10 protein-coding genes are annotated in these 13227 nt (G+C 65.6%); 9 read left to right on the top strand and 1 reads right to left on the bottom strand.

Annotated features, from left to right (window positions below):
* The first annotated feature begins 12 nt into the window (after window positions 1-12).
* The 6 genes from OE747_RS05720 to OE747_RS05695 all read left to right on the top strand — a co-directional run bounded on the left by OE747_RS05720 (window position 13) and on the right by OE747_RS05695 (window position 7592).
* A complete protein-coding gene (locus OE747_RS05720) occupies window positions 13-1632 on the top strand; it encodes an acyl-CoA carboxylase subunit beta (RefSeq protein WP_263827646.1) in 1620 nt (539 codons plus the stop codon).
* The gene (locus OE747_RS05715) at window positions 1632-2426 is read left to right on the top strand and encodes an enoyl-CoA hydratase/isomerase family protein (RefSeq protein WP_263827645.1); all 795 of its coding nucleotides are present in this window, start codon (window positions 1632-1634) and stop codon (window positions 2424-2426) included. Before OE747_RS05720 ends, OE747_RS05715 begins: the two co-directional genes overlap by 1 nt.
* Window positions 2427-2430: 4 nt before the next feature.
* The gene (locus tag OE747_RS05710) at window positions 2431-4413 is read left to right on the top strand and encodes an ATP-binding protein (protein WP_263827644.1); all 1983 of its coding nucleotides are present in this window, start codon (window positions 2431-2433) and stop codon (window positions 4411-4413) included.
* Window positions 4410-5537 carry an NAD(P)H-dependent flavin oxidoreductase gene (locus OE747_RS05705; RefSeq protein ID WP_263827643.1) on the top strand — a complete coding sequence of 376 codons (1128 nt, stop codon included), beginning with the start codon at window positions 4410-4412 and terminating at the stop codon, window positions 5535-5537. Before OE747_RS05710 ends, OE747_RS05705 begins: the two co-directional genes overlap by 4 nt.
* Before the next feature lie 2 nt (window positions 5538-5539).
* The gene (locus tag OE747_RS05700; protein ID WP_263827642.1) at window positions 5540-6331 is read left to right on the top strand and encodes a TIGR03084 family metal-binding protein; all 792 of its coding nucleotides are present in this window, start codon (window positions 5540-5542) and stop codon (window positions 6329-6331) included.
* A gap of 103 nt (window positions 6332-6434) precedes the next feature.
* Window positions 6435-7592: an acyl-CoA dehydrogenase family protein gene (locus tag OE747_RS05695; RefSeq protein ID WP_263827641.1), complete on the top strand. Its 1158-nt coding sequence runs from the start codon at window positions 6435-6437 to the stop codon at window positions 7590-7592.
* A 182-nt stretch (window positions 7593-7774) separates the two neighbouring features.
* Here the strand turns inward: OE747_RS05695 and OE747_RS05690 are convergent, their stop codons facing one another.
* Entirely contained in the window at window positions 7775-8656 is an 882-nt protein-coding gene (locus tag OE747_RS05690; RefSeq protein ID WP_263827919.1) for a LysR substrate-binding domain-containing protein, read from the bottom strand.
* 97 nt (window positions 8657-8753) lie between these two features.
* Between OE747_RS05690 and OE747_RS05685 the strand changes: the two genes are divergently transcribed.
* From OE747_RS05685 to OE747_RS05675, 3 genes are read left to right on the top strand one after another with little or no spacing between them, the layout of a single operon-like run.
* Entirely contained in the window at window positions 8754-9917 is a 1164-nt protein-coding gene (locus OE747_RS05685) for a pyridoxal phosphate-dependent aminotransferase (RefSeq protein ID WP_263827640.1), read from the top strand.
* A gap of 39 nt (window positions 9918-9956) precedes the next feature.
* The gene (locus tag OE747_RS05680; protein WP_263827639.1) at window positions 9957-12149 is read left to right on the top strand and encodes a dehydrogenase E1 component subunit alpha/beta; all 2193 of its coding nucleotides are present in this window, start codon (window positions 9957-9959) and stop codon (window positions 12147-12149) included.
* Window positions 12146-13183, top strand: coding sequence for an ACP S-malonyltransferase (locus tag OE747_RS05675; protein ID WP_263827638.1), 1038 nt, complete (start codon window positions 12146-12148; stop codon window positions 13181-13183). The genes OE747_RS05680 and OE747_RS05675 overlap by 4 nt, the downstream gene beginning before the upstream one ends.
* The last annotated feature ends 44 nt before the right edge of the window (window positions 13184-13227 follow it).

The raw sequence follows: 13227 nt of genomic DNA, 5'->3' as shown, positions 1-13227 counted from the left end.
GCGGAGAAACCTATGGGCTTTGTCAGCCAGGTTGTGAAAGAAAGCGAAACCTATGCCCGCAACCGCGCCGACATGCTGGCGCTGATCGACCAGTTGCGCGCGCTCGAGGCGCGCCCCGTGGCGCTGTCCGAAGAACGGCGCGAGCGGATGGAGGCGCGCGGCCAGATCACGCCGCGCGACCGGCTGGCACGCCTGCTCGACCCCGCGTTGCCGTTTTTGCAACTGCACAGTCTGGCCGGCTACATGGTAGACACCTCCAACCCCGAAAAATCGGTGCCTGGCGCCTCGATCATTGTCGGCATCGGTTTCATTGCCGGGGTGCGCTGCATGATCGTGGTCGACGATAGCGGTATCAAGGCGGGCGCGATGGTTGAAATGTCGGGGGCGGCGTTCCTGAGCGCGCAGGAGATTGCTCTGAAACAGAAACTGCCCTTTGTTCATCTGGTCGAGAGTGCCGGTGCCAACCTGATGGAGTACCGGGTCGAATTCTGGGCCAATGGTGGCAAGCTGTTCCGCAATCTGGCCCGGTTGTCGGCGGCGGGTATTCCGAACCTCGCCGTACTGCACGGGCCGTCAACGGCGGGCGGTGCCTATATGCCGGGGCTGGCCGATTATGTGGTCGGTGTGAAGAAAAACGGCATGGCCGCCCTTGCGGGTGCCGCCCTGGTGCATGCAGCGACGGGCGAGGTGGCAAACGACCGTGATCTGGGCGGCTCGGAGATGCATGCGCAGACGAGCGGCCTCGTCGAATACCTGGCCGAGGATGACGCGCATGGTATCGAGATGGCCCGCGAGGTGATTGCCGCGATTGACTGGAACAAGACGCTGCCGCCACGCACCGAACGCGCATTCGCCGCGCCCCGCTATGATATCGAGGATATCGCGGGGCTGGTGCCGACCGACTATCGTCAGCCCTATGACGTGCGCGAAGTGGTGGCGCGGATCGTGGACGGGTCCGAGTTCCGGGATTTCAAGCCGCGCTACGGTGTCTCGACCGTGTGTTTGCAGGCGGCGATCAACGGGATCGCGGTGGGGGTCATTGGCAATAACGGGCCAATCGACCCGGCGGGCGCCACCAAGGCGGCGCAGTTCATCCAGTTATGCGGGCAATCCGACACGCCACTGATCTTTCTCAACAACACCACCGGTTACATGGTGGGAACAGCCTATGAACAGGCGGGCATGATCAAGCACGGGGCCAAGATGATTCAGGCCGTGACCTCGGTCGATGTGCCGCGCATCACGCTCTATATCGGGGCGAGCTTCGGGGCGGGCAACTATGGGATGTCGGGTTATGCCTATGAACCCGATTTCCTGTTCGCCTGGCCCAATGCGACCACCGGTGTCATGGGGGGCGAGCAGGCGGCGGGCACCATGGCGATGGTGGCGCGCGCAGGCGCCAAACGCAAAGGCGAGGAGATCGACGAAGACCGTCTGGCCAAGCAATCGGCGCTTATCGCGGCGCATTTCGACCGGCAGGCGGGCGCGTTCCATACCTCGGGCCGGTGCCTGGACCATGGGGTGATCGACCCGCGCGATACACGGCGGGTGCTCGGCTTTTGCCTTGAAACAGTGCGCGAGGCGCGGGCGCGCCGGGTCAAGCCGGGCAGCTATGGCGTGGCGAGGTTCTGATGCTTCCTGTGTCAAATCACTACGAGTTGGAGCAGACGGAATCCTGGCTAACCGTCTGGCTAAACGAACCGCAGGCGCGCAACCCGCTGACGGCGGCGCGGGTAAGTGACCTGCTGACCCTGTGTGCGGCGTTGCAGGGCAGCGACCTGCGCGGCGTAGTTTTCCGCGGACGCGGCGGTGTGTTTTGCGCGGGGGGCGACCTGAAGGCGTTCCAGGCTGTGATGCAGGGCGAGGCCGGTCATGCCGAAGTGGTCGCGCTAAGCCTGCAAGCGGCGAACCTGTTCGACGCCGTGTCCGGGTTGCCGCAGTTCACCGTCATGGCGGTCGAAGGCGCGGCGATGGCCGGCGGCCTGGGCCTTGCCTGTTGCGGCGACATGGTGCTGGCCGAGGAAACCGCGCACTTTGCCCTGTCCGAGGTGCGGCTGGGCCTGACACCGGCGCAGATTGCACCGTTTGTGGTGGCCAGGTTGGGGATGCGGACGGCGCGGCGGCTGATGCTGTCGGGCGAAAGCGTCGGCGGAGACACTGCACGCGGTATCGGGCTGGCTGACCGGCTGGTTCCCGCAGGAGGCATGGACGCGGCTTTGGATGATCTGCGCCGGGCCATGGCCCCGGTCGCACCTCAAGCCGTTGCCATGATCAAGCGGCAGCTCTCGGGGCTGTCGTACCAGTCACGCAATGACCAACGGCAATCGGCGGCCGAGGCGTTCGCTTCGGCACTGCTTTCGGCAGAGGCGCGCGAGGGCATTGCCGCATTCCTCGAAAAACGCAAACCCCGTTGGGCGGAGGGCTGAGACCATGGCATTCGACACGATACTGGTCGCCAACCGGGGCGAGATCGCGGCGCGGGTGATCCGTACCGCGCGCGCAATGGGGCTGCGCACGGTGGCCGTCTACACCAGTGCTGACGCCCGCGCCCCGCATGTGGACCTGGCCGACGAGAGCGTCTGGATCGGTGAAGGGCCGGTCGGAGAGAGCTACCTTGATGCAGGGCGCATCCTCGACGCGGCCCGAGGCTCCGGCGCGGGCGCCATCCACCCGGGTTATGGCTTTCTGTCCGAAAACGCCGATTTTGCGCAGGCGGTGGCCGAGGCCGGGATGGTCTTTGTCGGACCCGATGCCCGCGCCATCGCGGCGATGGGCAACAAGGCCGGGGCCAAGCGGATGATGATCGCCGCCGGTGTGCCCTGCGTGCCGGGTTATGAGGGGGCGGAGCAGTCCGACGGTGCGATGACCCGCGCGGCCGAACAGATCGGCTTCCCCCTGATGGTCAAGGCGGCGGCGGGCGGCGGCGGGCGTGGCATGCGTCTGGTCGAACGCCCCGATGCGCTGGCGCAGGCGCTGGCGCGCGCCCGGTCCGAGGCGCTGGGCGCGTTTGGGTCCGACGAGTTGATCCTTGAAAAGGCCATCATCGAGCCGCGCCATGTCGAATTTCAGGTTTTTGCCGATGCGCATGGCAACGTGATCCACCTGGGCGAGCGGGATTGCTCGGTCCAGCGTCGCCACCAGAAGGTTGTCGAAGAGGCGCCTTGTCCGGTGATGACGTCAGAGTTGCGAGCTGAAATGGGAGCGGCGGCCGTGGCCGCCGCACGCGCGGTCGACTATCGCGGGGCTGGCACGGTGGAGTTCCTGCTCGATGCTTCGGGCGCGTTCTATTTCCTCGAGATGAACACCCGGCTCCAGGTCGAACATCCGGTCACCGAGATGGTGACCGGTCTTGATCTGGTGGAATGGCAAATCCGGGTGGCACAGGGCGAGGCGCTGCCGCTTGCGCAGGACGATGTGCGGCTCGACGGGCACGCGATCGAAGTGCGGCTCTATGCCGAGGATCCGGCTAACGGCTACTTGCCCGCGACAGGCCCGGTGCTGCGCTGGCAACCGGCGACAGGGGGTGGTGTTCGGGTCGATGCGGGGATCGATGAGGGGCAGGATATCTCGCCCCATTACGACCCGATGCTGGCCAAGATCATCGCACACGGCCCCACGCGCGAGATGGCGCGGACCCGGCTGATCCGGGCCGTGAAAGAGAGCGTTTTGCTGGGCACTGCAACCAACAGCGCCTTTCTGGCCGATGTCCTTGCGCTGCCGGAGTTTGCAGCGGGTATGGCCACAACCGGACTTCTGGCACGTGCCTGGCCGGAGGGCTATCCCGGAGCGGCACCCGATCCGGCGATGGTGGCGGTGGCAGTGGCCGTTCTGATGCAACACGACCGTGATACCGCCCTCGCCCTGGCAGGCCATGTTGCCGCCGACCAGCTGGGTTGGTCGAGCGCGCGCGTGTTGCCGCGCGGACTGATGCTTGCGATTGGAGACGATGTCATCTCTTGCTCTGCTGGTGCCTTTGTCGACGGCTGGCGGATCGGCGTCGCAGGGGAAACATTCAACGTTTCACTGACCGCGAGAGGCGCGGGGTTCCGCGCGCGGATTGGTGAGGCGACCCATGACGTGATGGCCCATGTCGAGGGTGATGCCGTGTTCCTCGCGGTCGGAGCTCTGCGGTTTTCTGTGCGCTGCCTGCGCTCCGGTGCCCGGGATGAGACCGTGCAGGCCGGCGGGCGTGTCACCGCGCCCATGCCTGGGTTGGTACAGTCGGTTGCGGTCGGACCAGGCGCCCAGGTCGCCAAGGGCGACACTCTGGCCGTGCTCGAAGCGATGAAAATGCAGCATCAGATCGCCGCCCCCGTCGCGGGCCGTATCAGGGCCGTGCATGTCAAGACGGGCCAGAGCCTTGCCGCCGGTGACATCATGATCGAGATCGAGGACGAGGAGACCGCCGAATGAACTCCGCACTTTGCCGCGACCTGGGGATCGAATTCCCTCTCTTCGCCTTCAGCCATTGCCGCGACGTGGTTGCCGCGGTCAGCCGGGCCGGGGGCATGGGCGTGTTCGGGGCGGTGATGTACACCCCCGAGCAGCTCAGAACCGAGCTGGAGTGGATTGACGCCAATTGCGGTGGAAAGCCCTATGGTGTCGACCTGATCGTGCCGACCTCGATCCAGCGGCAGGGCAGCAGCCTGTCCGACGACCAACTGCTCGCCGGGTTGCCCGATGAACATCTGGCCTTTGTCGAGGCAACATTGGCCCAGGCTGGAGTTGGCAGCGACGATCTGGACGAACGGCGCCGCGCGATGCTGCATTTCTCCCATAATCTCGACAGCGGCGGGGCCGAGGAGATGCTGGATGTGGCGTTCTCCTTTCCGATCCGCCTGATCGCCAATGCACTGGGCACGCCGCCGCAGATCATGCTGGATCGCGCCCGGATCGCGGGCGTACCGGTGGCGGCCCTTGTCGGGTCGAAGAAACACGCCGAGCGGCAGGTGGCCGCCGGTGTCGATATCCTGGTGGCAGCGGGCGGCGAGGCCGGGGGGCATTGCGGCGAAATCTCGACCATGGTGCTGGTGCCCGAGGTCGTCTCGGTCGCGGGCGGCACCCCGGTGCTGGCGGCGGGTGGCATCGTGACGGGGAGGCAGATGGCGGCAGCCATGGCGATGGGGGCCGCCGGAGCCTGGTGCGGCTCGGTATGGCTGACCACTGCCGAAGGAGAGCCAAGCCAGGTGGTCAAGGACAAGATGCTTGCGGCTACGTCGTCCGACACGGTGCGGTCACGCTCGCGTACCGGCAAGACCTCGCGCCAGCTGAAATCGGCCTGGACCGAGGCCTGGGAAGCGCAGGGCCCCAGCCCGCTGCCGATGCCGTTCCAGTCGCTGATCTCGGAACCGGCGCTGGCCCGGATCGAGAAACTGGCGCAGGGCGGGCACCAGGGCGCGGCGGAGCTCGCCACCTATTGGGTCGGGCAGGGGGTCGGGTTGATGAACCAGATGACCTCGACCGCCGAGGTGGTGCAGGAGTTCAAGCGCGACTACCTTGAGGCCGCCGAAAGGCTGATGGCGACATTGGAGGATTAGGAATGGAACAGGCAGGCGATTTCCTGGCCGAAAGCGAGGCGCTGGATGCGGTGCTGGCGGATGTCACCGGCTCGCAGTGGGAGACGGTAACCCAGTTCAAGGGCTGGACCCTGAACGACGTGCTGGTCCATCTGCATTTCTGGAACCAGATGGCAGACCTGTCGCTGACCGATGAGGCGGCGTTCCAGGCCCGATTGGCGGAAACCTTTGCCGGTATTGGCAAGAACGGTTTCCGCGCCACCGAAAACGCGATGATCACAGAGCGCGGCGAGGGCCTGCGCGCGGCCTGGCGCGCGCTTTACACCGACATGGGACGCCGCTGGGCGGATCTCGACCCCAAACGCCGGGTGAAATGGGCAGGCCCCGAGATGTCGGTGCGCTCGTCGATCACCGCGCGGCAGATGGAGACCTGGGCGCATGGCCAGGAGGTCTTTGATATTCTGGGCGCCCGGCGGCAAGAGGCAGACCGGGTCAAGAACATCGTGGTTCTCGGCGTCAACACGTTCGGGTGGTCCTACAAGGTGCATGGCCGGGCCGTGCCGGAAACCATGCCCCGGCTGGACCTCACCGCACCGTCCGGCGCGCTGTGGAGTTTCGGCGAACCAGGCGAGAACCGGATTTCCGGCCCCGCCGTGGAGTTTGCCCAGGTCGTAGCCCAAACCCGCAACATCGCGGACACGTCCTTGCTGGTCGAAGGACCCATTGCAGTAGAGTGGATGTCGATTGCGCAATGCTTTGCCGGTGGCGCCGAAATGCCCCCTGCCAAGGGCGCGCGGCACCAGGTGACGCGCTGACGTAAAAGGACGTTGCGTTGCATTCCCGGAACGCCGCGTCACCCCGATTGGCTTGAATCAGGCATGGGCTTAGCCTGAGCGCAAATTCAGATCGGAGAATGATATGTCCCTTTTTTCCAGCACGGCGGCCTGGGTCACAGACGAACACCGCATGTTCGCCGAAGCGGCGGGCCGGTTCCTCGATGACGAACTGGTTCCCAATATCGAGACCTGGGTCGACAATGGCGTGGTCGACCGTGACTTCTGGCGCAAGGCAGGCGAGACCGGGCTGATGGCGGGTGCCATCCCTGAGGAATTCGGCGGCGTCGGCGGCGGCATGGGCTTTGACGCGGTCACCATCTATGAACAGACCTCGCGCGGGGATGCGGGCTGGGGCTATGGCATCCAGTCGATCGTCACGCACTACATCACCGCCTATGGCAGCGAGGAGCAAAAGGCCAAATGGTTGCCCGGACTGGCCTCGGGCGATATCGTGGGCGCCATCGCGATGACCGAACCGGGCACCGGCTCGGACCTTCAGGCGGTGCGCACCACCGCCGAGAAGGACGGCAATTCGTACCGGATCAACGGCTCCAAGATATTCATCACCAACGGACAGACCGCCGATCTGATCATCGTGGTGGCCAAGACCGACAAGACGCTGGGGTCCAAGGGCGTGTCGCTGATCGCGCTCGAAACCGAGGGTGCCGAAGGTTTCCGCCGGGGCCGCAACCTCAAGAAACTGGGGATGAAGGCCAACGACACCGCCGAGCTGTTCTTTGAGGACGTCAAGGTGCCGATGACCAACCTGATCGGCCCCGAAGAAGGGCATGGGTTCTACCAGCTGATGAAACAGCTGCCCTGGGAACGCCTGACCATCGGCATCATGGCGCTGGGCGCCATCGACTTTGCCCTCGCCGAGACGGTGAAATATGTTCAGGAGCGCAAGGCCTTTGGCCAGCGGGTGATGGATTTCCAGAACACCCGGTTCAAGCTGGCCGAATGCAAGACCAAGGCCGAGGTGCTGCGCAGCTTTGTCAACGACTGCATCGCGCGGCTGGAGGCCGGGCAGCTCGACGCCACCACGGCCTCGATGGTGAAATACTACGGGTCCGAGGTGCAGAACGAGATCATGCATGAATGCCTGCAACTCTTCGGTGGCTACGGGTTCATGATGGAATACCCGATCGCGCGGCTTTATGCCGATGCGCGGGTGCAGATGATCTATGGCGGCACCAACGAGGTGATGAAAGAACTGATCGCCCGCTCCATGGACGTCTGATCCGGACGTTAGCAAATCGTGCGCCTGCGGCGCGCTCGATTGCTTGTTGAGGGACGCTGTCCCTCAAACTCCCTGGAGTATTTGTGACCAGAAAGAAGTCAGAGTTGGATTTGTGCTTCTTTCTGGGTTGAAATACTCCGGGGTGAATTGTCCGCAGGGCAAGAGGGGCAGCGCCCCTTCTTCTATGCGAATGCCTCTTGCAGCCAGGTTCGGAACGAAGCGAGCGGTGGTGCTGTGGCGCGGTTCTGCGGCCAGACCAGATAGTAGCTCCCCAGGCTGATGGCGGGACCATCGCAGGCGACAACCAACCGGCCTTTGGTCAGGTCGTCCGCGACCAGATAGCTGGGCAAGAGCGCAACGCCCAGCCCGTTGGCGACCGCCGGGATCATGGTCGAGAACTGGTCGAACAGCATGCCGCGCAGCCCCGGCGCTGCCAGATCGTGCGCTGCAAACCAGCGTTCCCAGGCATCCGGGCGAGTGTCGAGATGCAGAAGCGGTGCGCGGAGCAGCCAGCCGGGATCGTTGGTGGCTTGCCGTAAGGCGGGCGCGCAGACCGGCAACACTTCCTCGCGCATGATCTTCAGATAGTCGACCCCGGCCCAATCGCGCCGACCGAAATGAATGGCGGCATCGAAGGGTTCGCTGGCAAAGTCGAAGGGTTTCAGCCGGGTGCTGAGATTGACCGACACTTCCGGGTGGCGGCGGGCGAAATCCTGCAATCGCGGCGCCAGCCAGTGCATGCCAAAGGCAGGCAGGATCGACAGGCTGAGCGTGCCGCCAGTCGGGTTGGCCTTGAGCTTGAGCGAGGCCTGCGCCAGCTGGGTCAGCGCGGCGCGCGCGGTCTGGACATACTCCTGCGCCGCTGGCGTCAGGTGGAGCCGCACCCGGTCGCGTTGGACCAGTTCGACGCCCAGCTGCTCCTCCATCGTCTTCAACTGCCGGCTGATGGCGCTTTGGGTCAGGGCCAGTTCCTCGGCGGCGGCCGAGGCGCTGCCCAGCCGGTCGACCGCCTCTAGCGCCAGAAGCGACGAGATTGAGGGGAGAAAGCGGCGCGGGGCAATCACTTGAGTTTTCCTCATAGCTTTTGACCGGAATATCACTGGTTTTTTGCATGATCCAGCGCGATCTATTGCGGGAAACTCCTGATGATGGGGCAAGGCCATGAATACATCCAGCGATACCGGATTTCGGCGAGCGGGCAGGCTTGATGGAATCGAGCTGTCCGAGATCGTTCAGATCTCGGAACGGGCGGCGCAGTTGCGGGCCGGGGGCGCCGATATTGTCGCGCTCAGCACCGGCGAGCCGGATTTCCCGACACCGAACCACGTGATCGAGGCCGCGCACAGGGCGGCGCTGGCGGGGCAGACCCGCTATCCGGCTACGGCGGGTACGCCCGCCTTGCGCGCGGCGATTGCCTCTGACGCGGGGGTGGAGCCTGCCAACGTGATCGTTTCGACCGGGGCCAAGCAGGTGCTGGCGGGCGCGTTTCTGGCCACGCTCGACCCGGGCGACGAGGTGATCACGACCGCGCCCTTCTGGACCAGCTATGCCGATATGGTGCGGCTGGCAGGCGGCGTGCCGGTGGTGCTGGATTGTCCCGGCGATCAGGGGTTCAAGCTGACGCCCGCGCAGCTGGAGGTCGCAATCACCCCTCGCACCCGCTGGCTGTTGCTCAACACGCCATCGAACCCCACCGGCGCCATCTATTCTCAGGCCGAGTTGCAGGCGCTGGGAGCGGTGCTGGAGCGTCACCCGCATGTCTGGGTGATCTCGGACGAGATTTACCAGCATCTGGCCTATGTGCCCTTCACCCCCTTTGTGCAGGCGGTGCCAGAACTCGCGAATCGCACCCTGATCGTGAACGGGGTGTCCAAGGCCTATTCAATGACCGGATGGCGGATCGGTTGGGGGATCGGCCCGGCGCCGCTGATCAAGGCTATGGTGGCGGTACAGGGGCAGATCACCTCGGGTGCCTGTTCCATCGCGCAGGCGGCGGCGCTGGCGGCGCTGACCGGGCCGCAGGACCTGCTGGCCGAGCGGCGGGACGAGATGCGGGCACGGCGCGATCTGGTGGTTGCGGGGTTGAACGCGGCGGGGCTGGATTGTGCGCTGCCGGATGGCGCGTTCTATGTATTTCCGAAGACGCCCGCGCAGATGTCTGTCGATCATGAGTTCTGCCGCTATCTGCTGGACAATGCCGGGGTGGCGCTGGTGCCGGGGCGGGCCTTTGGCATGCCGGGGCATTTGCGCCTGTCCTTCGCTTATGCGAGGCAGAGTCTGGAAGAGGGGATTGCCCGTATCGCCCGCACCACCGCCGCGTTGTAACAAGGGGGATCGCCCCCAAGCATGAAAGAAGGCCGAGCCATGGACCGCGCCCAGATCGTACATGAGAACTTCCTCAGCCGGGTGGCTGCGGGCGACCTGCCCGCCGGCGCGCCGCCGCGGCCGGGCCTGACGCAGGCTGAGGCGGTCTCGCTTTATCGCTCGCAGGTGCTTAGCCGTGCGCTCGACCGGACCAGCCGGGCGATGCAGAAGGCGGGTCAGGGGTTCTATACCATCGGCTCGTCCGGGCACGAGGGGATGGCGGCGGTGGCGCAGGCCCTTCGCCCGACCGATATCGCCTTTCTGCATTACCGCGACGCGGCGTTTCAGATCGCGCGGGCCGAACAGGTGCCGGGTCAGCAGATCGCCTGGGACATGCTGCTCAGCTTTGCCTGTTCGAAGGAAGATCCCACCTCGGGTGGGCGGCACAAGGTGCTGGGATCAAGGGCGCTGATGATCCCGCCGCAGACCTCGACCATCGCCAGCCACCTGCCCAAGGCGGTGGGCGCGGCCTATAGCCTGGGCGCGGCGCGGCGGCATCCGCCGGAACACCGCATGCTGCCCGAGGACGGAATTGCCATGTGTTCCTTCGGGGATGCATCGGCCAACCATTCCACGGCGCAGGGCGCGATCAACACGGCGGGCTGGACCAGCGTGCAGTCGATCCCGCTGCCGCTCCTCTTTGTCTGCGAGGATAACGGGATCGGGATCTCGACCAAGACGCCCAGAGGCTGGATCCAGGCCTCGATGCAGCATCGGCCCGGCATCCGCTATTTTCAGGCCAACGGGCTGGACATCTACGAGACCTATGCCGTGGCGCAGGAGGCGGCCGACTATGTCCGCACCCGCCGCAAGCCTGCGTTCCTGCATCTGAAAACCGTGCGGCTTTATGGCCATGCGGGGGCGGATGTGCCGACCACCTATCTTTCGCGGGCCGAGGTCGAGGCGGAGGAAGCCATGGATCCGCTGCTGCACAGCGTGCGCCTGCTGGATCAGGCCGGGGCGCTGTCACCGCAACAGGCGCTGGCGATCTATGAACAGACCTGCGCCCGCACCGACCGCATCGCGGCCGAGGCCGCGACCCGCCCGCATCTGGCCAGTGCCGCCGAGGTGGCGGCCAGCCTTATCCCGCCGAAACGGAGCTGCAAGCCCACCAACGGCCCCGGGGCCGAGGCCCGCGCCATGTGTTTTGGCGGTGATCTCAAGGCGATGGAAGAGCCGCAGATCATGTCTCGACTGATCAACTGGGCGCTGACCGACCTTATGCTGGAACATGGCGAGATCGTCTGCATGGGCGAGGATGTGGGCCGCAAGGGGGGCGTCTATGGCGTGACCCAGAAACTGCAACAACGGTTCGGCCCCGACCGGATGATCGACACGCTTCTGGACGAGCAGTCCATTCTGGGGTTGGCCATCGGCATGGGGCACAACGGCTTCGTTCCGATCCCCGAGATCCAGTTCCTGGCCTATCTGCATAATGCCGAGGACCAGATCCGGGGCGAGGCCGCGACGCTGCCGTTCTTTTCGAACGGACAGTTTTCGAACCCGATGGTGCTGCGTATCGCGGGCCTGGGATATCAGAAAGGGTTCGGCGGGCATTTCCACAACGACAACTCGCTGGCCGTGCTGCGTGACATTCCGGGCGTGATCATCGCTTGCCCCTCGACCGGGGCGGATGCGGCCCAGATGCTGCGCGAATGTGTGCGGCTGGCGCGCGAGGAGCAGCGGGTGGTCGTGTTTCTTGAGCCCATCGCGCTTTACCCGATGCGCGACCTGCATGGGGCGCAGGACGGCGGCTGGATGACCACCTATCCCTCGCCAGACCGGCGCATCGCCTTGGGAAAGGTCGGGATACATGGCGATGGCACCGATCTCGCCATCGTGACCTATGGCAACGGCCATTACCTGTCGCGGCAGGCCCTTCCCGAGATCGAGGCGGCGGGGATCAAGGCGCGGATCATCGACCTGCGCTGGTTGGCGCCGCTGCCCGTCGAGGCATTGCGCGCGGCCACGCAAGGCTGCAAACACGTGCTGATCGTTGATGAATGCCGCCGCACCGGCAGCCAGTCCGAGGCGCTGATGACTTTCTTCTGCGAAGAAAGTCGCGCCCCCGCCACCGCCCGCGTGGTGGCCGAGGATTGCTTCATTGCCACCGGCCCGGCCTATGCTGCCCCGCTGCCGTCCAAGGACGGCATCGTGGCCGCCGCGCTGTCCCTGACCGGAGTTGCAAAATGACCCGTACCGCTGTCGTGATCTGCCCCGGCCGGGGCACCTATAACAAACCGGAACTGGGTTATCTGCACCGCCACCACGGCGCCCGGATGCAGATGTTCCGCGCCTTTGACGCCATCCGCGCCGAAGCCGGGCAAGAGGCGGTGACCGCGCTGGACGGGGCCGAGCGGTATACGGTGGGCAAATACTCGCGCGGCGATGTGGCCTCGCCGCTGATCTATGCCGCCGCGCTGGGTGATGCGCAGGCGCTGGCCGAGGATATCGAGGTGGTTGCCGTCACCGGCAATTCGATGGGCTGGTATATTGCGCTGGCCGCCGCCGGGGCGCTGAGCCCGGAAAACGGGTTCCGGGTGGTCAACACCATGGGCACGCTGATGCAGGAACGGTTGATCGGCGGGCAGCTGGTCTATCCCTTCACCGGCGAGGATTGGTCGGACGATCCCGCGCGCAAGGCGGCGCTGCTGGCGGATGTGGCGCGGATCGACGCCATGCCGGGGCATGATCTGGCGCTGTCCATCGACCTTGGGGGCATGCTGGTGCTGGCCGGAAACGAGGCAGGGCTGTCGGCCTTCGAGGCCGCGCAGCCGGTGGCGCAGGAACGGTTCCCGATGCGGCTGGCCAATCACGCCGCCTTTCACACCAGGTTGCAGGCACCGGTTGCCGCCGAGGGGCGGCAACGGCTGGGCGCCTACCTGTTCACTCAACCCACCCACCCGGTGATCGACGGGCGCGGCAAGATCTGGTGGCCCGGCGCCACCGACACCGGGGCGTTGTGGGACTATACGCTGGGTCATCAGGTGACCGAGCCCTATGATTTCACCCGCGCCGTGCAGACCGCCGCGCGTGAATTTGCCCCCGACCTCTTCATCGTCACCGGCCCCGGCGCCACGTTGGGCGGTGCTGTGGCGCAGTCGCTGGTCCTGGCCAATTGGCGCGGCATGGGCGACAAGGCGGCGTTCCAGGCGCGGCAGGCCGAGGCGCCCCTGCTGGTGGCGATGGGGCGCGACGATCAGCGCGGGCTGGTTTGCGCGGGCTGAGATTTCAAGACCAACATCCCGGCGAACCGGGAAACACGCGGTGA

This window comes from Ruegeria aquimaris, assembly GCF_025751555.1.
GTDB lineage: Bacteria > Pseudomonadota > Alphaproteobacteria > Rhodobacterales > Rhodobacteraceae > Ruegeria_B > Ruegeria_B aquimaris.
Note: the sequence above shows the minus strand (reverse complement) of the source record. Positions and strands in the feature narration are given on the sequence as shown.

Bases quoted from the DNA above. Each gene is read 5' to 3' on its own strand.
- OE747_RS05720 (WP_263827646.1), top strand. From the start codon at position 13: ATGGGCTTTGTCAGCCAGGTTGTGAAAGAAAGCGAAACCTATGCCCGC.
- OE747_RS05710 (WP_263827644.1), top strand. From the start codon at position 2,431: ATGGCATTCGACACGATACTGGTCGCCAACCGGGGCGAGATCGCGGCG.
- OE747_RS05715 (WP_263827645.1), top strand. From the start codon at position 1,632: ATGCTTCCTGTGTCAAATCACTACGAGTTGGAGCAGACGGAATCCTGG.
- OE747_RS05675 (WP_263827638.1), top strand. From the start codon at position 12,146: ATGACCCGTACCGCTGTCGTGATCTGCCCCGGCCGGGGCACCTATAAC.
- OE747_RS05700 (WP_263827642.1), top strand. From the start codon at position 5,540: ATGGAACAGGCAGGCGATTTCCTGGCCGAAAGCGAGGCGCTGGATGCG.
- OE747_RS05680 (WP_263827639.1), top strand. From the start codon at position 9,957: ATGGACCGCGCCCAGATCGTACATGAGAACTTCCTCAGCCGGGTGGCT.
- OE747_RS05695 (WP_263827641.1), top strand. From the start codon at position 6,435: ATGTCCCTTTTTTCCAGCACGGCGGCCTGGGTCACAGACGAACACCGC.
- OE747_RS05705 (WP_263827643.1), top strand. From the start codon at position 4,410: ATGAACTCCGCACTTTGCCGCGACCTGGGGATCGAATTCCCTCTCTTC.
- OE747_RS05685 (WP_263827640.1), top strand. From the start codon at position 8,754: ATGAATACATCCAGCGATACCGGATTTCGGCGAGCGGGCAGGCTTGAT.